The organism is Bilophila wadsworthia ATCC 49260, from assembly GCF_000701705.1.
GTDB classification, from domain to species: Bacteria; Desulfobacterota; Desulfovibrionia; order Desulfovibrionales; family Desulfovibrionaceae; genus Bilophila; species Bilophila wadsworthia.
The window spans coordinates 29,306-46,478 of sequence record NZ_JNJP01000025.1; the positions used below are offsets into that span (position 1 = coordinate 29,306).

The 17,173-nt window shown below is 68.5% G+C and carries 20 protein-coding genes and 1 pseudogene; 20 read left to right on the top strand and 1 reads right to left on the bottom strand.

All coding sequences use genetic code 11. The features are described from left to right. Window positions 1-96 precede the first annotated feature (96 nt). The 4 genes from T370_RS23590 (at window position 97) to T370_RS0110330 (ending at window position 3,403) form a co-directional block, all read left to right on the top strand. Entirely contained in the window at window positions 97-1,548 is a 1,452-nt protein-coding gene (locus T370_RS23590; RefSeq protein WP_029435670.1) for a hypothetical protein, read from the top strand. 402 nt (window positions 1,549-1,950) lie between these two features. Continuing rightward, window positions 1,951-2,337: a hypothetical protein gene (locus tag T370_RS0110320; protein WP_029435671.1), complete on the top strand. Its 387-nt coding sequence runs from the start codon at window positions 1,951-1,953 to the stop codon at window positions 2,335-2,337. Between the two features lie 389 nt (window positions 2,338-2,726). Further along, window positions 2,727-3,113: a YcbK family protein gene (locus tag T370_RS0110325; RefSeq protein ID WP_016360356.1), complete on the top strand. Its 387-nt coding sequence runs from the start codon at window positions 2,727-2,729 to the stop codon at window positions 3,111-3,113. A gap of 11 nt (window positions 3,114-3,124) precedes the next feature. Beyond that, window positions 3,125-3,403 carry an RNA-binding protein gene (locus T370_RS0110330; RefSeq protein WP_248604245.1) on the top strand — a complete coding sequence of 93 codons (279 nt, stop codon included), beginning with the start codon at window positions 3,125-3,127 and terminating at the stop codon, window positions 3,401-3,403. On the opposite strand, the gene T370_RS24990 is transcribed toward T370_RS0110330, so the two are convergent. Beyond that, a complete protein-coding gene (locus T370_RS24990) occupies window positions 3,381-3,611 on the bottom strand; it encodes a hypothetical protein (RefSeq protein ID WP_156034397.1) in 231 nt (76 codons plus the stop codon). The genes T370_RS0110330 and T370_RS24990 overlap by 23 nt on opposite strands. 228 nt (window positions 3,612-3,839) lie before the next feature. On the opposite strand from T370_RS24990, the gene T370_RS26295 reads away from it, so the two are divergent. From T370_RS26295 to T370_RS0110415, 16 genes and pseudogenes are all read left to right on the top strand, one after another. Continuing rightward, window positions 3,840-4,277: a hypothetical protein gene (locus T370_RS26295; RefSeq protein WP_371419105.1), complete on the top strand. Its 438-nt coding sequence runs from the start codon at window positions 3,840-3,842 to the stop codon at window positions 4,275-4,277. A 627-nt stretch (window positions 4,278-4,904) separates the two neighbouring features. Continuing rightward, entirely contained in the window at window positions 4,905-5,489 is a 585-nt protein-coding gene (locus T370_RS0110345) for a phage neck terminator protein (protein ID WP_005027520.1), read from the top strand. Between the two features lie 13 nt (window positions 5,490-5,502). Beyond that, on the top strand, window positions 5,503-6,987 hold the full coding sequence (locus T370_RS0110350) for a DUF3383 domain-containing protein (RefSeq protein WP_029435674.1): 1,485 nt from the start codon (window positions 5,503-5,505) through the stop codon (window positions 6,985-6,987). A gap of 16 nt (window positions 6,988-7,003) precedes the next feature. Beyond that, complete coding sequence (locus T370_RS0110355; RefSeq protein WP_005027516.1) at window positions 7,004-7,447, top strand: phage structural protein; 444 nt, start codon at window positions 7,004-7,006, stop codon at window positions 7,445-7,447. A gap of 2 nt (window positions 7,448-7,449) precedes the next feature. Beyond that, entirely contained in the window at window positions 7,450-7,857 is a 408-nt protein-coding gene (locus tag T370_RS0110360; RefSeq protein WP_016360354.1) for a phage tail assembly chaperone, read from the top strand. 26 nt (window positions 7,858-7,883) lie between these two features. Then, complete coding sequence (locus tag T370_RS25515) at window positions 7,884-8,036, top strand: DUF6889 family protein (RefSeq protein WP_005027512.1); 153 nt, start codon at window positions 7,884-7,886, stop codon at window positions 8,034-8,036. Continuing rightward, entirely contained in the window at window positions 8,036-10,780 is a 2,745-nt protein-coding gene (locus tag T370_RS22845) for a phage tail tape measure protein (protein ID WP_051643815.1), read from the top strand. Before T370_RS25515 ends, T370_RS22845 begins: the two co-directional genes overlap by 1 nt. Further along, window positions 10,777-11,298 (top strand): phage baseplate protein, encoded by a 522-nt coding sequence (locus tag T370_RS0110375; protein ID WP_029435675.1) that lies wholly within the window; start codon window positions 10,777-10,779, stop codon window positions 11,296-11,298. Before T370_RS22845 ends, T370_RS0110375 begins: the two co-directional genes overlap by 4 nt. A 43-nt stretch (window positions 11,299-11,341) precedes the next feature. Further along, window positions 11,342-11,647 carry a phage baseplate plug family protein gene (locus T370_RS0110380; protein WP_005027505.1) on the top strand — a complete coding sequence of 102 codons (306 nt, stop codon included), beginning with the start codon at window positions 11,342-11,344 and terminating at the stop codon, window positions 11,645-11,647. Continuing rightward, window positions 11,640-12,608, top strand: a complete 969-nt coding sequence (locus T370_RS0110385) for a phage protein (RefSeq protein WP_029435676.1) — start codon at window positions 11,640-11,642, stop codon at window positions 12,606-12,608. Before T370_RS0110380 ends, T370_RS0110385 begins: the two co-directional genes overlap by 8 nt. Then, on the top strand, window positions 12,608-13,339 hold the full coding sequence (locus tag T370_RS0110390) for a Gp138 family membrane-puncturing spike protein (protein ID WP_005027501.1): 732 nt from the start codon (window positions 12,608-12,610) through the stop codon (window positions 13,337-13,339). Before T370_RS0110385 ends, T370_RS0110390 begins: the two co-directional genes overlap by 1 nt. Continuing rightward, complete coding sequence (locus T370_RS0110395) at window positions 13,336-13,689, top strand: contractile injection system sheath initiator (protein ID WP_005027499.1); 354 nt, start codon at window positions 13,336-13,338, stop codon at window positions 13,687-13,689. The genes T370_RS0110390 and T370_RS0110395 overlap by 4 nt, the downstream gene beginning before the upstream one ends. Next, a complete protein-coding gene (locus T370_RS0110400) occupies window positions 13,689-14,849 on the top strand; it encodes a baseplate J/gp47 family protein (RefSeq protein ID WP_029435677.1) in 1,161 nt (386 codons plus the stop codon). The genes T370_RS0110395 and T370_RS0110400 overlap by 1 nt, the downstream gene beginning before the upstream one ends. Next, complete coding sequence (locus T370_RS0110405; RefSeq protein ID WP_005027495.1) at window positions 14,846-15,511, top strand: DUF2612 domain-containing protein; 666 nt, start codon at window positions 14,846-14,848, stop codon at window positions 15,509-15,511. Before T370_RS0110400 ends, T370_RS0110405 begins: the two co-directional genes overlap by 4 nt. A 191-nt stretch (window positions 15,512-15,702) precedes the next feature. Continuing rightward, window positions 15,703-16,596: a hypothetical protein gene (locus T370_RS0110410; RefSeq protein ID WP_156034398.1), complete on the top strand. Its 894-nt coding sequence runs from the start codon at window positions 15,703-15,705 to the stop codon at window positions 16,594-16,596. 30 nt (window positions 16,597-16,626) lie between these two features. Continuing rightward, a pseudogene (locus T370_RS0110415) lies at window positions 16,627-17,173 on the top strand (hypothetical protein); the annotation flags it as partial.

Consider the following 17,173-nt stretch of genomic DNA (forward strand, 5'->3'; position numbering starts at 1 on the left):
CATCGTGCGGGGCAAGGGAGCGGAAAAGTTGAAGGAACACTTGAGGTTTAGGGGGGACGGCAGGGCCGCCCCGGACGCCATACGGGAGGAAAGGTGATGAAATACCGTAAGATATCGCCGTGCATCTGGAACGACGCCAAAGTCCGCGAGCTTTCCGACAAGGGCAAGCTCGCGCTGCTATTCCTGCTGACGCACCCGCACATGACCCCGCTCGGCGCGATCCGGGCGAACGCCCCCGGCCTCGCCTGTGAGCTCGGGTGGTCCGAAAAGGTGTTCCGGAAGGCGTTCGGGGAAGTCCTCGCGCTCGGCATCGCCAAGGAGGACGCCAAGGCCCCGCTCGTATGGTTCCCGAACTTCCTCCGCCACAACATGCCGGAATCGCCCAATGTTGTGCGCTCGTGGGTGGGGGCCTTCAGGGACTTGCCGGAATCCCCGCTGAAGGGGGCCATGCTGGAGCGCACGGGTGAGGCCGTCCGGACGCTTGGGGAGGGGTTCCGCAACGCGTTCGCCGAGGCGTTCCCCGGCGTGTTGGGCCGGGCCGCGCCCGGCGTTTCCGCCAGCCGTCCCGGAAATCTTGCCGGGGCTCCTTCCGAAGCCTTGCCCATACCCTTCGGGGAAGCCTTTCCGGAGGGTATGCCCAATCAGGAACAGGAGCAGGAACAGCGGCGGAAGGGGGGAAGGGGCACGCGCGCGGGCGGAGCGATCCGGGATGGAGAGGCCGGGGCTTTCCCGTCTGGCGGGCGCGGGGCTCCGGGCGGGGCCTTCGCTTGCGCCGGAAGCGTTTCGCCGGACGGAAGCCCGCGGGATGGGGCCCCTGCGGACGGGCGCTTGCCGGGGGAATATCCATCGGGAGAATGCCCACAGGGGGGAGGCGTTGCGGCGGGGATGCCCCTGCCCGACGGACGGCTTCCTTGCGGGGCGCGCTCGGCTTCGCATCCGTTCCCGCATCAGGCCCCGTACCCGGCTGGGCATCCGGCAGGACTCCGGGCTGGGCATCCGGCGCCCCAAAGGGCGGAGCGGCCTTTCCCCTCGTCGGGCTCCTTTCCGGGCGGGCCTCTCCTGGAAGGGCACCCGCAGCGGGAGGGGTTCCTGTCCTGCTGGTCGGCGTATCCCGTGCAGCAGGGGCGGGAGGACGCATGGCGCGAGTGGCTGCGGCTTTGGGAGCGCCGGGCGCTTCCCGAACCCTGCGCCGTGCGGGAGGCCATCCGGCTCATGCTGGCCGAGGACACGCGCTGGAGGCGGGGCAAGATCCCCAAGATGGCGAAATGGCTGGCCGGGATGGGCTGGAATGACCGCCCGTTCGTGGAGCCGGAGGGATGCGCGGGGGCCGGGCGTCCGCGTGTCGGCACGGCGGCGCGGCGGGCGCAGGACAACGACGACATGGCGAAAATGCTTTTGCAGGTGCGGAGGGCTCATGCACAATCTGGACTTTATGCTTCAAACGCTGGTCAATCTGGCGCTGCACTACCCGCAGGCGGGCAGGACGCCCGCGCAGCTGCGGATTCTGGCGGAGGACTGGGCGGAGGATCTTGCGGCGTTCCCGCGTGACATCGTGGAGCGGGCTGTAAAGGCACATCGCCGCGAATCCCCGTATTTCCCTACGGTTGCGGATATATGGCGGCGTTGCGAGGAATTGCGCCGGGGGCTTGAGGCGCGCCGGGAGGCGGAGCGGGCCCTGCCGGGGAGGACGCTGACGCGGGACGAGCAGATCGCCCTGAATACGGACTGGTGCGCCAAAATCCTTGCGAACCTGCGGGGGAAGATGGAGCGCGGGAAACGGGGAGGCTGCGGACGCGCGGGGTGACGCGCCTGCGCGTGCGGGGCCTTTCCGGGCGGGCAAGCGCGCGGTGGCTGGGGGTTGCGGGGCACGGCGCGGGATGGCGCGGGCTCCGGGGGTGCCGGAGCCCTGCGGAACGGGGAAGCGGAATACGGAAACAAAAAGGAGGCGTGATGGGCGAGCTTTGGGTGAATTATGCGGAACTGGCTGATGCCATTGGCGAAGACGGGGCGGAAAAGCTGTGCCGCGCCGTGGGCGGGGTGTCCACGTACATTCCGCGCACGCAGCCGGAAGGTTCTCCGCTCTGCGGGGTCATCGGCATGGAACGGATGAGGCGGCTGTGTTCGGCGTTCGGCGGGTTGCGGGTGACGCTGCCCAACAGGAGGCGCAACGAGCCCTCCAAGGTACGGATCGCGCGCCTGCTGGAATCCGGCAAGGCGCCGGGGGCCGTCGCCCTCGAAATCGGCGTCACGGAACGGTATGTGCGCATGATTGCAAGCCGCTGCAAGATCGGGAGCGGCGGAAGCGGCGGGCGGGGTTCGGTATGCCGCCCGGACTGAGAAGGGGAAGGGCGCGCCCCGCGTTGTCCGCGTTGTCCGCCGCCCGCTTCAATCGGAGCCCCTTCCGGCAGGCACGGCTTGCCGGGTTGGGAGGGGGGCGGTTCGGGGCTTCGCAAAGCCCCGTGCGCGAGGCGTGGGAGGTTTCCGCCGCAACCCCGGAAACGTCGCAAGGCAGCCTGTTGCCCGAGGCGCGGGGAGGTGCCCCTTTCTTTTTTCTTGCCGATCCACGGTGTGGGGCGAGCTTCCCGCGGGCCTGAACCTGAGGCTCCCCGGGGGCTCCTGAGCTGGCGTGGGCCGTACGTTTGGGGGCGTGGGGCGGGGCTCCGCCGGAAACTGTTCAGGGTGTGGCTTCCGGGCCGGACGCGCCAAGGTGGGGGGAGGAGGTTCCTATGGCTGGTTTTACCTTGCGTCATTTTTCCCCGGTCGAATTCCGCTGCAAGTGCGGGTGCGGCGCGGGCATGGAAAAAATGGACGCCGATCTGCTGCATCTGCTCGACGAGGCCCGCGATCTGGCGGGCACGCCGTTTTCGCTGACGTCCGCCTACCGTTGCCCCAAGCACAACAAGGCCGTCGGGGGCGTGCCCACGTCCGCCCACACGCGCGGGTATGCCGTGGACATCCGCTGTGTGGATTCCCATTCCCGTTTTGTGATCCTTCAAGCGTTGCTTGAAGTTGGTTTCCGGCGCATCGAGCTGGCCCCGACGTGGATCCATGTGGACAACGACCCGGACAAGCCGCGCGACGTGGCCTTTTACCGGCATGGAGGCGCATACTGATGGAAACGGCTGTGATTGAGTTCCTTTTTTCGGCACTGGCCCAGCTCGCCGCCCAGTATCCCGACGCGGCGTGGCTTGCCGTCGCCCTGAGCGCGGTCATGACCGTCTGCGGGCTGTGCGCGGTGGCTACCGTCTGGATGCCCGTGCCCAAGGGAACGGCGGGGCCGTATGCCGCCGTGTACCGCTGGGCCCATGCCTTTGCCGCGCATTTCGGGCAGAACCGGGGCGCGGTGGCGGACGGCAGATCCGAAACCGTGCAGGCCGAAGTCAAAGCCGTGACGGGGAAGTGATGCGCGGGCCGTCGTATCCCCCAAGCGGCTCTCCGGGCGGCAAGGCCCGCGGCTGGCGGCAATCCCGGAGTTGGCGCGTGCCCGCCGTGGGGCGGCTGATGGCGCTGTTGTGCGCGCTGCTGCCGGGGGCGTGCGGCTGCGCCCAGTGGACGGGGCTGGCCTTGGCGGACGCCACCGCTCCGGAAGGCCCGGCACGTCCGGCCTGCACGTTCCCGGCCTCCGCATCGGAGTGGGGTATGCCGGCCCCGCTCTCAGATACATTGGAGGGGATTATGCCGGAACCGGCCCCGCTTCCGGGCCTCCCGGCTTCTGGGGCGGAGGGGCGGCTTTCGGGCATTTTGGCCCATACACCGGACCCGCCCTTGCCTTCTGCGGGGGCGTTCCCGGAGCCGTCTCAGCCTTGCGTGGCGGGCTCTGCGGAGGGGCTGCCGTTCGTATGGGGAACCGTCTCCCCGGCAAGCCCCTGTTCCGGCGGGGAAGGGCTGGGCTTGGCGCGGGAAGCGGGCCCGGAGGCCCCGTATCCGGGGCGGCGGGCGCATCCCGTGCCCGGTTCCGGCGGGTGGGGGTTGCGGTTCAAGGGTATGGAGGCGGCGCGGTGAGCGAAGAAGAGAACATCCGGCTTGTCCGCGAGATCGGGGAAGTGAAGGCCGAGCTTTCGGGGCTCAAGGCCGAGGTCGCGGGCACGAACCAGCGCCTCGACGACATCGTGATCACCCAGCTCAAGGATCACGGCAAGCGGCTGGCCATGCAGGATATCCGCATCAGCTCCCTTGAGCAGGCCGAGAACAGGCGGGCGGGGGGGATTTCCGCGCTCGCGGCGATCGCCACGGTCGCCGGAAGCGTCGGGGCGCTGCTCATGAAGGTCTTCGGCTGATCTCCGGCGTCCCGCATCCGGCACCCCCTCATCCCCGTCTGGAGGGGCCTGCACACACATACCAGCTTCCTCAGCCCGCATGAGACCTTCATCCCCGTCTGGAGGGGCCCTGCAAGCGCTTGAGGCCGAGGCGCAGCTCCGGGACCCTCCCGTCCGGGGGGACCCTTTCCCACCCGTGGGGCGTCCTTACGATCAACATGGACAGCTATGGAATGGATACCCCCTTTCCCGTCCGCGGGGCGTTCCCATAGCCCGATCCGATAAGCTTCCCTACGCACGCCCTTTCCCACCCGTAGGGAGGCGCTCCGGCTTTCATCCGTGCCTTCATCCCTTTCCCCTTGCCCAGCCCCCTGTTTCAATGCCCTTCTCCGGGGGCGGTTTTCCGCCGCAAACGGTTTCCCGCGGCCCGGCGTTTTCGGCTTTTTCCGTCCGCCGGAACTTGTTCAGGGTGCGCTTTTGGGGCGTTGCGCCGCATTGTGGGGACAGCCTCCCGATGGGGAGGCCCCTCGCCGCACAGGGGCAGGTCGATCGGCGCATAAAGCCGGGCCCTGATGACAGGGGGCCCCTCGCCGCAAGGGGGAGGGGCGCTCCGGAATGCGGAGGCCCCGGATCACAAAAGGAGCGTTCATGAACACTAGCGCGACAGGCGGCTTCCTTCAGCCCGAACCCGGTCTGGCCCGTTCGGACATCGAGCGGCTGATCGGGGACGTGATCGCGGGCATCACCGGGCTTCCCCGGGATCTCGTCCGCGAACGGATCGCCGTGCCTCAGGCCGATCCGGAAACCGGGGCCACGTGGTGCTCGTTCGGCATCACGAAGCGTTCCGAATCCAAATCGCAGGTGCGGCATTACGAAACCGAGGACGGGCAGGGCATGAGCCGCGTGCTCACCCTTGAGACGCTGACGGTCCCGGCCAGCTTCTTCGGCCCCGCCTGCGAGGACATGGCCCTGAAACTGAAGGCGGGGCTTCACATTTCCCAGAACCGCGAACCGCTCTGGCACGCCAACATCGCGCTGGTGCAGGCAGGGGACGTGATCACGCCTCCGGCTTCCTCCGCACCCGGCGTACCTGACGATCTGCGCTGGAGCGGGCGGGCGGATCTGACGCTGACCTTCCGGCGGGGGCCCTCGTCCCCGCAGGGCAAGGCGGCGGAAGGCACTGTGGCAATCACCCATGCGGAACAGCCCGATTGCGGCATCCGCGGCAACTGACAGGAGTTTTATCATGGCACGAGCTCTGAGCGTGGACCGCGTCGTCCGCGTCGGCATCAATCTCCAGCCGATGGCGGCGGCCCGGCGCAATTTCGGCACGCTGCTCATCATCGGCGCTTCCGGCGTCATCGACATGGAGGAACGCCTCCGCGCCTATACCGGCATCGACGGCGTGGCCGCCGACTTCGGCATGGACGCCCCGGAATACCGGGCCGCCGAACTCTATTTCTCCCAGTCCCCCCGCCCCGCGCAGCTCTGCGTGGGACGCTGGGGCAAAACCCCCACTCCCGCCATCCTCAAGGGCGGCATCCTCTCCGACGGCGAGGCCGACGCTTCCGCGTGGGCTTCCGTCAAGGACGGCAGCTTCGCCGTTTCCGTGGGCGGCGTCTCCAAGGACATCACCGGCCTCGACTTCTCCGGCGCGACCAACATGAACGGCGTCGCCGCCGTCGTCAGCGCCGCCCTCGCCTCCGCCGGGGCTTCCTGCGCGTGGGACGGGCAGCGCTTCGCCATGAAGACCAGCACGCTGGGCGCTTCCGCCGGGATCGGCTATCTGGCCCCGCTGTCCGAGCCCGCCGGGACCGACATTTCCGCCCTGCTGCGCATGACCGCCTCCACCGGCCTGCCCCCGGTCGCGGGCACCGACGGCGAAACCGCCAAGGAAGCCGTGGCCGCGCTGGCCGACAAGTCCGGCGACTGGTACGGCTGCGTCTTTGCCGACGAGGGCCTGGCCGTCGAGGATCACCTTGACGTGGCCGCCTTTGTCGAAGCCTCCGCCAAGGCCCGCATCTACGGCGTCACCGTCACCGACAGCCGCGCGCTGGACGCCGGATACGCCGAGGACGCCGCCAGCAAGCTCAAGGAGCTGGCCCGCAAGCGCACCATCGTGGCCTACAGCCGCAACCCCTACGCCATCGTCTCCGCGCTCGGCCGCGCCTTCACCGTGAACTTCTCGGCCAACCGCAGCACCATCACCCTGAAGTTCAAGCAGCTTCCCGGCGTCGTCGCCGAGGGCCTCACCGAAACGCAGGCGCAGGCCCTCGAAGCCAAGCGCTGCAACGTGTTCGCCGCCTACGACAACGATACCGCCATCTTCCAGGAAGGCGTGATGTCCGGTCCGGCCTACTTCGACGAGATCCACGGCCTCGACTGGCTTCAGAACGCCATCCAGTCCGAAACCTGGAACCTGCTCTACCAGTCCAAGGCCAAGATCCCCCAGACCGACGCGGGCGCCAACCAGATCATCACCTGCATCGAGGCCGTGCTCGGCGAAGCCGTGAACAACGGCCTTGTGGCTCCGGGCACGTGGAACGCCGACGGTTTCGGCCTGCTGGAACGCGGCGATTATCTCGACAAGGGCTACTACGTATACACGACCCCCGTGGCCGAACAGGCGCAGTCCGAGCGCGAGCAGCGCAAGTGCCCGCCCATCCAGATCGCCGCCAAGCTTGCCGGGGCCATCCATTTCGTCGACGTGCAGATCGACGTCAACCGCTGATTGAGGACGGAAAACCATGGGACATTCGTATAGCTTTCTCGATGTGCAGGCTTCCATCTACGGGCCGGGCGGCAACGTCTCCCTCGCCGGAGACGAGGCCGGGGTCGAACAGGGCGGCATCACCGTCACGCCCGCCGGCGAGCGGAGCAAGATGACCGTCGGGGCCGACGGCTCCGTGATGCACAGCCTGCTCGGCGACAAATCCGGCACCGTGTCGGTCAAGCTGCTCAAGACCTCCAGCGTCAACGCGGCGCTCCAGATCATGTACAACCTCCAGACCACCACCGGCGCCCAGCACGGCATGAACACCATCGTCATCCGCGACGTTGCGCGCGGCGACGTGATCACCTGCCAGAACTGCGCCTTTGCCAAGCAGCCCGCCATCACCTACGGCACCGATGCCGGGGCTGTGGAGTGGACGTTCAACGCCGGGTCCATTTCCTTCCTGCTGGGGATGTAGCCATGCAGTTCACCATCAAGGACAAGACCTTCGATTCCGGCAGGCTGAACGCCTTCCAGCAGCTCCATGTGGTGCGGCGTCTGGCCCCGGTGACCGAGCGGCTCGTGGCCCTCGCCGGAAGCGCGGGCGACCCCGAAGCCTTCCTCGGCCCGCTGGCCCGCACCGTAGGCGAGCTGCCCGACGCCGATGTGGACTACATTCTGAACGCCTGCCTCGACGTGACGCAGATCCGGCAGGATACGGGCGGTTTCGCCAGGCTGCGCGTGAACGGCGTGGTCATGTTCCCGCTGGATCTGACCATGCTGCTCGGCATCGCGGCGCATGTCCTGAAAGACAACCTGTCCGGTTTTTTCGCAGACCTCCCCTCGGTTTTGAACCGTGCGGGGAAGGCTGCGGAATCCGATGGGTAACGCTCCCCGATGGGCAGGACTGGCTGATGAGGCCGGTCCTGCGGGGGCTGTGCCGGTATGAGGGCCTCAAGGACGGCACGCTTTCGCTTGAGGACGTGGCGCTCATGAACGACGCCCTGACCGTGCAGGAAGAGAACGAACGCCGCTTTATGGCGGCGAAAGAAAAGGAACGTGCGTGATGGCTGTAGCCGGAGAGCAGATACTCACCAGACTGGGGTTTGAGGTCGACGGGATCTCGCTCAAGTCCTCCTTGGAGAAGGCCGCGGCGTTCGGCTCCGCTCTCCGGCGGGCCTTTGCCGACGCGTCCGCCGCGTTCGTCGGGGTCGCCAAGGGGGAGGCCGAGGTCGCCGCGCAGGCGGACGCGCTCGGCGTTTCCGTGGAGCGGTTCGCGGAATGGCGGTTCATCGCGGAACAGACGGGCGCTTCGTCGGACGCGCTCGGGGCCTCCCTCAAGGCCATGCTCGCCAACAATCCGGGTTTGTCCGACGCGGCCTCGGAACTGGAGCGCGCGGGCGGGGCGATGCGGGAGATGGGCGATGCCCAGCGCGAGGCGTATGCGCGGGGGCTGGGCATCGATCCTTCCCTCATCCCCATGCTCACGCGGGACGTTTCCGGGCTGCGCGACATGTTCCGGTCGCTCTACGCCACGGCGGGGACGGACGCCGCGAAAGCCGCCGAGGACGGCAAGGGCTTCCTTGACGGCATGGCGCGGCTGGCGGGCCTGTGCGACCTGCTGGCGAAGACGGTGGCGCTTTCGCTGGTGGGCACGGCCCGGAGCGGCATCGAGGCGCTCGGCGATGCGTTCGTGGCGCATTTCGACGACATCCGGCGCGTGCTGGAGCTTGTGGTCGCGCTTGCCTCCGCCGCCGCCCCGGCCATCGGCGCGGCGCTCGGCCTGCTCGTCTCGTGGGGCGGGCAGCTCGCGGGCCTGCTCGGGACGCTGGACGCGGATCTCGTCGCCGGGATCGGCAAGGGGATCGCGGCCTTCATGGCCCTGCGCGGGGCCGTGGGCGCGGCGATCATCGGGTTCGCCAACCTCAAGGAAGCGTGGGCGCTGCTGACGGCGGCCTTTTCCGCCAACCCCTACCTCCTCGCCATCGGAGCCGCCGTAACGCTCGCGGTGGTCGTCATGGACAACTGGGGCGCGGTCAAGGCGTTCCTCCTCGGCGTCTGGGACGCCGTGGCGTCCGGCGCGCGGGCCGCCGTGGATGCGGTGGCGTCGGCCTTCAATAACGCAGTAAACTTCGTAACAGGGGCGGGGTCCGCCATTGCCGGGGCTGTCGGCCCGGCCGTCTCCTCCGCAATGGGCTTCGCCGGCGCGGCTGTTTCCGGCACGGCGGATCTGCTTGCCTCGGCGTTCGGCGGCGCGGCGGACGTGGTGTCCGGCCTGTTCTCGGGCATGGGCGCGGCGATCGGGATTGCCTTGCAGGGGATCATGGACGGCTTCCGGCTCCTCGGCGGGCTCGCCGCCGCGATCTTCTCCGGGGATCTTTCCGGCGCGCTGGATGCGGGGATCGGGCTGTTCCGGAACTTCGGGGAAACGGCCCTCGGCGTCTTCCCGGCGCTCGGGGAAGGCATCCTCGGCGGCCTGTCCTCACTGTGGGGCAGGGTCACGGAGGCGTTCCCGGACTTCGGCGCGTGGGCGTCTGGCGTTGCGGAAGCCGTGGGTTCGGCCTTCTCCGGTGCGGCTGAAGCCGTGGCCCCGGCGGTTTCCGGTTTAGCGGAAGCGGCGGTTTCGGCTTTCGGAGGCGTCGCGGACACGCTGGGCGCAGCCTTCGGGAACGTCGCTGGCGCGGCGTCCTCGGCCTTCTCCGGTGCGCTGGATGTGGTGGGGCCCGCGGCTTCGGAAGCCGCTGATCGGCTTTCTTCGGCGCTGTCCGGCGCAGTGGCGTTCGTATCCGACCGGTTCCCGAGCCTCGGCGCGGCGGCTGAGGCCGTGGGGCAGGGGCTCGCCAGCGAGTTCCAGAGCATCCGCGATCTCGTGGCCTCCGTGTTCTCGGGGGATCTTTCCGGCGCGCTGGATGCGGCGCTCGGGCTGTTCTCGGGCTTCCGGGAAACGGCTTTCGCCATTTTCGCGGCGCTCGGGGAAGCCGTGCTCGGCGTGTTCGCCTTCGTGTGGGGACAGGTCACGGCGTCCTTCCCGGACTTCGGCGCGTGGGCGGCAAGCTCGGCTTCGGCGGTTGCCGGGGCGTTCGGCAAGGCCCTCGGCTGGGTGCGGGAAAAGCTCTACGGGCTCGTCGACATGCTTCCCGACTGGGCGCTGGAAAAGCTCGGCTGGAAGCGGCTCCCCGATGCGGGCGCGGAGGACGGTATGCCCGGATTCCGCGCTCCGTACGCCCACGGCGGGCAGGGCGCCCCCGCCGGGAACGGCGGTTCCGGATATGGCGGCCTTTCCTCCGGGAACGGTTCCTCCGGGAATGCTTGGGGGGCGGGTTCCGCTGCGGGCGTTTCCTCCGGCGGCGCTTGGGGAGCGGGCTCTGTGGGCGGCACGCCTTCGGATGGCGCTTTCGCGGGCGCTCCTGCGGGAGGCTTGGGTACGGGAGGTTCCGGGGCGGGCAGTTTTGGGGCGGACGGCCCCGGCGGTCCATTCTTCCCGGGCGCTTCCGGCGGCTCCTTCGGGGGCGCTCCGGGAAGCTCCGGACAGGGAAGGACGCCGGGGGGCGGCTCCTCCCGCGCGGGCCTTTTCGGGCCAGGCTTCGGGACGCAGCCGTTCTTCTCCCCCTCCACGGAAGCCTACCTAATGGCCGCCCCGTGGCAGTCGGCGGCGATGGCCTCCGCCGGCAGCGCGGTTTCGCTGGAATCCAGGACGGAAATCAACGTCAGCGGCGCAAGCTCGCCGGATGAGGTGGCCCGCCGCGTCGCCGTGGAACAGGACAACATCAACGCGGATCTGATCCGCTACGCACAGGGGGCCGCCCGATGAACTGGCTGATCCAACCGCTGGAACGCGTTTTCCTGCGCCCGCTGCGCAGCCTCGGCGGGCTCTCCTTCGACGTGGTCGTTTCCGAGGAGCACGAGGACACCCTGACCATCGCCAAGCATCCCGTGGAGCAGGGCGCGAACATCAGCGATCACGCCTACCGCAATCCGTGCAAGGTGGTCATCAGGGGCGCGTCGTCGGAGAGCACCTACGGCCTGCCGGTCTGGGACCCGTACAACGCCACCCTCTACAACGCGCTGCTGGCGCTGCAAAACGCCCGTGAGCCCTTCGACATCGTTACGGGCAAGCGCAAGTACGGCAACATGCTGCTGGAGAAGCTGACGGTGACCACCACCCCGGACTCCGAGCACGCGCTCATGGTGACGGCGGAGTGCCGCGAGGTGATCATCGTGAGGACGCAGGTGATGGCGGTCCCGGCCGAACCCGGCAGGCACCGGAACCCCGCCAAGACCGGCGGGACGGCGAACAAGGGCCAGAAGCAGGCCGTCCCCGTGAGGTGACGTTCTGCATGGCCTTGAAGATACAACCAAAGTGAGTGCGACAATGCGTTATGTCATTCCCCTGACCCCTGAGCCGCAGCGGTTCAGCATCGTTCTGGCGGGCCGCGAGCTGCTGCTTGCCGTCCGCTGGATGGACGCGCCCGAAGGCGGCTGGCTGCTCGACATGGCCGACGCCGAGGGCGTCCCCCTCGTTTCCGGCATCCCGCTGGTGGCGGGGTGCGACCTGCTTGAGCCGTATGCGTATCTGGGGCTCGGGGGCGCGCTCCTGCTCTCGGGGGACGAGCCGCCCTCCCCGGATACGCTCGGGCGGGGCGTGGACCTGCTGTTCGAGGTGGCTGATCATGGCTGAGGCAACAAGCCGTAGCGGGGAACGCCGCGATGAGGGCCGCCAGTGGCTGCGCCGGTGCTCGCTGCTCGTCGGGCCCAAGGAGGGCGGCGCGCTGGAGCTTGGGGAACTGCGCGTTGCCTTCACCGTCAAGGTGAGCGAGCAGGAAACCCCCAACAGCGCCTCGATCAGGGTCTACAACCTCTCCGAGGCCACAGCCGGGCGGATCCGCAAGGAATTTACCCGCGTCATCCTTCAGGCCGGGTATCAGGGCAACTGTTCCGTCATCTTCGACGGGAACATCACCAAGGTGGCGCTCGGGCAGGAGGGCGGCCCCGGAGCCGGGAAGAACGGCGGCGAGGGCGAAGGGGTGGACACCTGCCTCGAGATCAGCGCCGGGGACGGCGACAGGGCCTACAACTACGCGCTGGTCAATACCTCGCTGGCGGCGGGCTCCACCCCCGACGACCACGTCCGCGCCTGCATGAAGGCCTTTTCCGCCAAGGGGATCGAACCCGGCTACATCCCTCTCCTTCCCGGCCAGAAGCTCCCCCGGGGCAAGGTCATGTACGGCATGGCCCGCGCCTACATGCGCGATACCGCGAGGCGCACCGGCACGGCGTGGAGCTTCCAGAAGGGCAAGATGCAGATGGTGCCCGCCAGCGGCTACCTCCCCGGCGAGGCCGTGGTGCTTTCCGCCGGAACCGGGCTCATCGGCACGCCCAAGGCCAACGACAAGGGCATCGAGATCAAGTGCCTGCTCAACCCCCGCCTGCGCATCGGCGGGCGCGTCCGGCTCGACAACGCGGGCGGGGCCGGGCTCAAGGCCGGGGCGGGGCGGGAGCCGAGGGACGTCCACGACGGCCTCTACCGCATCCTTTCGATAACCTTCTCCGGCGACACGCGGGGCACGGACTGGTACGCCACCCTGTCGTGCGTCGGCATTGACGATACCTCTCAGCTTCCTTTGGACGAGGCACGGTGATGGACAGACGAGAAAGATGGGCCGAGCCCGTCGAAGCCCTGCGCGCGGCCCTCGACGGCAGGCAGGCGGAAATGTGGACGGCGCTGCCCGGCATCGTCCAGTCCTTTGATCCGGCGGCGATGACGGTTTCCGTACAGCCCGCCGTTGCCGGGCGGATCTCCGACGAGGCGGGAAAGGCCGCTTCCGTGGATCTGCCCATCCTGCCGGACGTGCCGGTGGTGTTCCCGGGCGGGGGCGGCTTTGCCCTCACCTTCCCGGTGGCGGCGGGGGACGAGTGCCTTGTGGTGTTCGCCTCCCGCTGCATCGACGCGTGGTGGCAGTCCGGCGGCGTCGGCGAGCCGATGGAGCCCCGGATGCACGACCTCTCGGACGGCTTCGCCCTTGTCGGCGTGCGCAGCCAGCCGCACAGGCTGTCCCCCGCCGTGCACACGGGGAACACGCAGCTTCGCGCCGACGACGGGAGCGCCTACGTCGAGATCACGCCCGGCGGGGCGGTTACGGCGGTGGGGCCCTCGTCCGTCACCGTCAGAAGCGGCGGCTCCATCACGCTGGACGCCCCGCGGATCGTCATCAAGGGGCTGCTCTCCATGCAGTCGCAGGGCGGCGGCGCGACCACGGCCACGCTCGCCGGATCGCTCAACGCCACGGGCGACGTGACCGCATCGAACATCAGCCTCAACAGCCATACGCACCCCGGCGACAGCGGGGGGACCACGGGAGGCCCGCAATGAAATACCGCAAACTGACGGAAAACGGCGACTACGCCTTCGGGCGCGGCGGCGCGGACATGCACGCCGACACCCCGGAAGCCGTGGGGCAGGCCGTCCTGACCAGGCTGAGGCTGTTCGCGGGGGAATGGTTCGTCGACCTCAAGGAAGGGACGCCCTACGTCCCCGGCGTGCTCGGCAAGCACACGCAGGACACGTATGACCCCGTCTTCCGCGAGCGGATACTGGATACGGAAGGCGTGACCGGCATCGTTTCGTATGCCTCCTCCTTCGACGGCGAAACCCGCAAACTCTCCGTGCGGGCCGTCATCGGCACGGTCTACGGGGAAACGACGATACAGGAGGTTTTCTAATGGCGCTCGCCACCATCGACGAAACCGGGCTGCACCTGCCCGACTATCCCACGGTCCTTGAGGACGTCAAAGCCCGTTTCCGGGGCATTTACGGCGACGACCTCTATCTTGAGCCCGACAGCCAGGACGGGCAGCTCTGCGCCGTCTTCGCCCTCGCCCTGCACGACGCCTATACCCTCGCCGGGAGCGTCTACAACGCCTATTCCCCCGCCACGGCGCAGGGGACCGGGCTGTCCCGCATGGTCAAGATCAACGGCCTCCGGCGCAAGCCCTCGGGCCGCAGCACCGTCGACCTGCGCCTTGTGGGGCAGGCCGGGACGGTCATCCGGGGCGGCATGGCCGGGGACGCCGCCGGGAAACGCTGGCTGCTCCCCGACGAGGTGGCCATCCCGCAAAGCGGCGAGATCACCGTGACCGCCACGGCGGAGGAGAGCGGGGACATCCGGGCCGCCGCCGGGGACATCGTCAAGATCCTCACGCCCGCCCGGGGCTGGCAGTCCGTGGGCAACCCCGCCGCGGCCCTGCCCGGTGCCGCCGTGGAGACGGACGCGGAGCTCAGGCGGCGCCAGGCCATCTCCACCGCGCTCCCGTCCCTGACCGTGTTCGAGGGCACGCTGGGGGCCGTGGCGTCCATCCCCGGCGTCACCCGCAGCCGGGGCTATGAGAACGACGGAGGCGTGCCCGACGCCGACGGCATCCCCGGCCACAGCATCTGCATGGTCGTCGAAGGCGGGGATACGGCGGCCATCGCGGCGGCCATCGCCGCGAAGAAGGGGCCGGGGGCCGGGACGTACGGCACGACCGAGGCGCTCGTGCGCGACAAGTTCGGCGTCCCCAATGTCATCAAGTTCTTCCGCCCGGTGGAGACGCCCGTGTACGCCACCGTCACCATCAGGCCCTTCCCCGGCTACCTTTCCACCACCGGGGAAAGCATCAGGAAGAACGTGGCGGAACACATCAACGGCCTGAACATCGGGGACGACGTGTCGCTTTCGCGCCTGTACTCGCCCGCGAACGCGGCCAACGCCGCCTCCTACGACATCGAGTCCATCACGCTCGGGACGTCGCAGGGCGCGCAGTCCGCCGCAAACGTGGCCGTCGCCTTCAACGCCGTGGCGTCCTGCTCGGTGGATCGCGTCAAGCTGGTGGTGCGGCCATGAGCGGCTATCTCGGCCTTGTGACCTCGGAGCACCGCAACCGTCCCCGGTTCATGGCGACGGTCGCGGCGGTCACCGATCCGCTGTGCGGGCTGCAGGAGCTGCTGGAAACCATGCGCGCCGCTTTTGACGTGGATTCCGCCGTGGGCGGGCAGCTCGACCGTACCGGCGAATGGATCGGCAGGAGCCGCCACCTGCGGCTTGAGCTGGACGACGTGTATTTCGAATGGGGCCGCGAGGCCGTGGGCTGGGCGCGGGGCTCGTGGAAGGGGCTGTACGACCCCGAAACGGGCATGGTGCGCCTGCCCGACGAGACGTACCGCCTGCTGCTCAAGGCGAAGATCGGCGCGAACCGCTGGGACGGGACCGTGCCCGGCGCGTATGAGGTCTGGGAATCGGCCTTTGCGGACACGGGCAGCCTCATCCTCATGCAGGACAATCAGGATATGTCCGTGGTCATCGGGCTTGCCGGGACGCCGCTCGACGCGGTGATGCGCAACCTCCTCCTGCAAGGGTACCTGCCGCTCAAGCCGGAAGGCGTGCGGGTGGCGTGGTACGCCGTGGCCCCGGAGCGCGGACCGCTGCTCGGCTGGAACTGCGAAACGGGCGGCCTGTCCGGATGGGGCAAGGGGATCTGGCCCGTCAGGCTGGAGCCGCTGCCGTAGGTGCGGGGGCATCAGGGCGGAGATAATCGAAAGGGGGCATGGCGGACGGAAGGGCGTCCGCCATGCCCTTTTTGTTTGTCCGGAGGGGCCGGAAGCCGGGGGAGGAGCAGGAGGGGCGCGGAGCGGAGGAACTTGTTCAGGGTCGGAAAAGGCGGCATGGGCGGGCATGGTGGGCGGAAGAGGAGTTCATCATGCCCACATCCGTTATCAATGAAATTCTTTCGTTTTGCCCACAGGGGACCATAGCCAGCGGCGACATCATGGCGCTGGAGGATTACAAGAACGACGTGCAGCGCCTCCGGGGGCATCAGCCGGGGATCGCCAGACGCGAGCTGGAGAACATGGCCCTGCGCCAGTCGTCCTTCGTCGCCGCCGGGCTCGCCCAGTTCGTCGCCAAACGCTACGCGCCGGGCGTCCGTGACGATGCCGATCTGGACGCGCTGGAAACGGCCATCACAGCGGCCATCACGGCCCTGATCGCCGCGGGCAACGCCCAGACCGCCACCCGCCTCGCCACGAAACGCACCATCGGAGGCGTGGCCTTCGACGGCTCGGCGAACATCCATCACTACGCAACCTGCTCGACGGCTGCCGCCACCGCCGCAAAAACCGTTGCGCTGGCGGGATTCGCGCTGGCTACCGGGGCCCGCGTCCTTGTGAAGTTCACCGTAACCAACAGCGCCGCCAACCCGACCCTCGACGTCAACGGCACGGGCGCGAAGCCCATCCAGTACCGTGGGGCCGCCATCGCCGCCGGGACGCTGGCCGCGAACCGGACCTACGAATTCGTCTACACCGGCGCGCAGTACGAGCTTGTCGGCGACGTGGACACGAACACGACCTATTCCCTCGCAACGGCTTCCAACGACGGCCTGATGGCGAAGGGCGACAAGGGCAAGCTGGACGGCATCGCCGTGGGCGCGGAAGTGAACCAGAACGCCTTCGGCAATATCCTCGTCGGCTCGACCACCATTGCGGCGGACACGAAAACCGACACGCTGACCTTCGTAGCCGGGACCAACGTGACCCTGACGCCGGATGCTGCGAACGACAAGCTGACCATCGCCGCCAAGGATACGACGTAAGCCGCGGCCACGCAGTCCGTCGCCGGCCTCATGAGCGCTGCGGACAAGAAAAAGCTGGATGGAGTGGCCCCGGGCGCGGAAGTGAACCAGAACGCGTTCAGCAACATCCTTGTCGGTTCGACCTCCATTGCGGCGGACACGAAAACCGACACGCTGACCTTCGTAGCCGGGACCAACGTGACCCTGACGCCGGATGCTGCGAACGACAAGCTGACCATCGCCGCCAAGGATACGACGTACGCCGCGGCCACGCAGTCCGTCGCCGGCCTCATGAGCGCTGCGGACAAGAAGTCCGTTGATTATTGCGAAGCGCTCCGCCTGTCGATGATCGGCGTGCCGCGCTACTGGCGCTCGACGACCCTCCCCGCGAATCACGTCTGGGCGAACGGAGACCTCGTCCTGTTCTCCGACTGGCCCGAGCTGAAAAAAGTCTATGATGGCGGAGGATTCACCGGAATGCTGCTCGCCTACAACGCCATCAGTGCCACCATCGCCGCCAACCTCGGCAAATGGCGCCCCAACGCCGCTAACCCTACGGGATTATATGTTCCCAAGCTGAGCGACCAGTTTTTCCGAG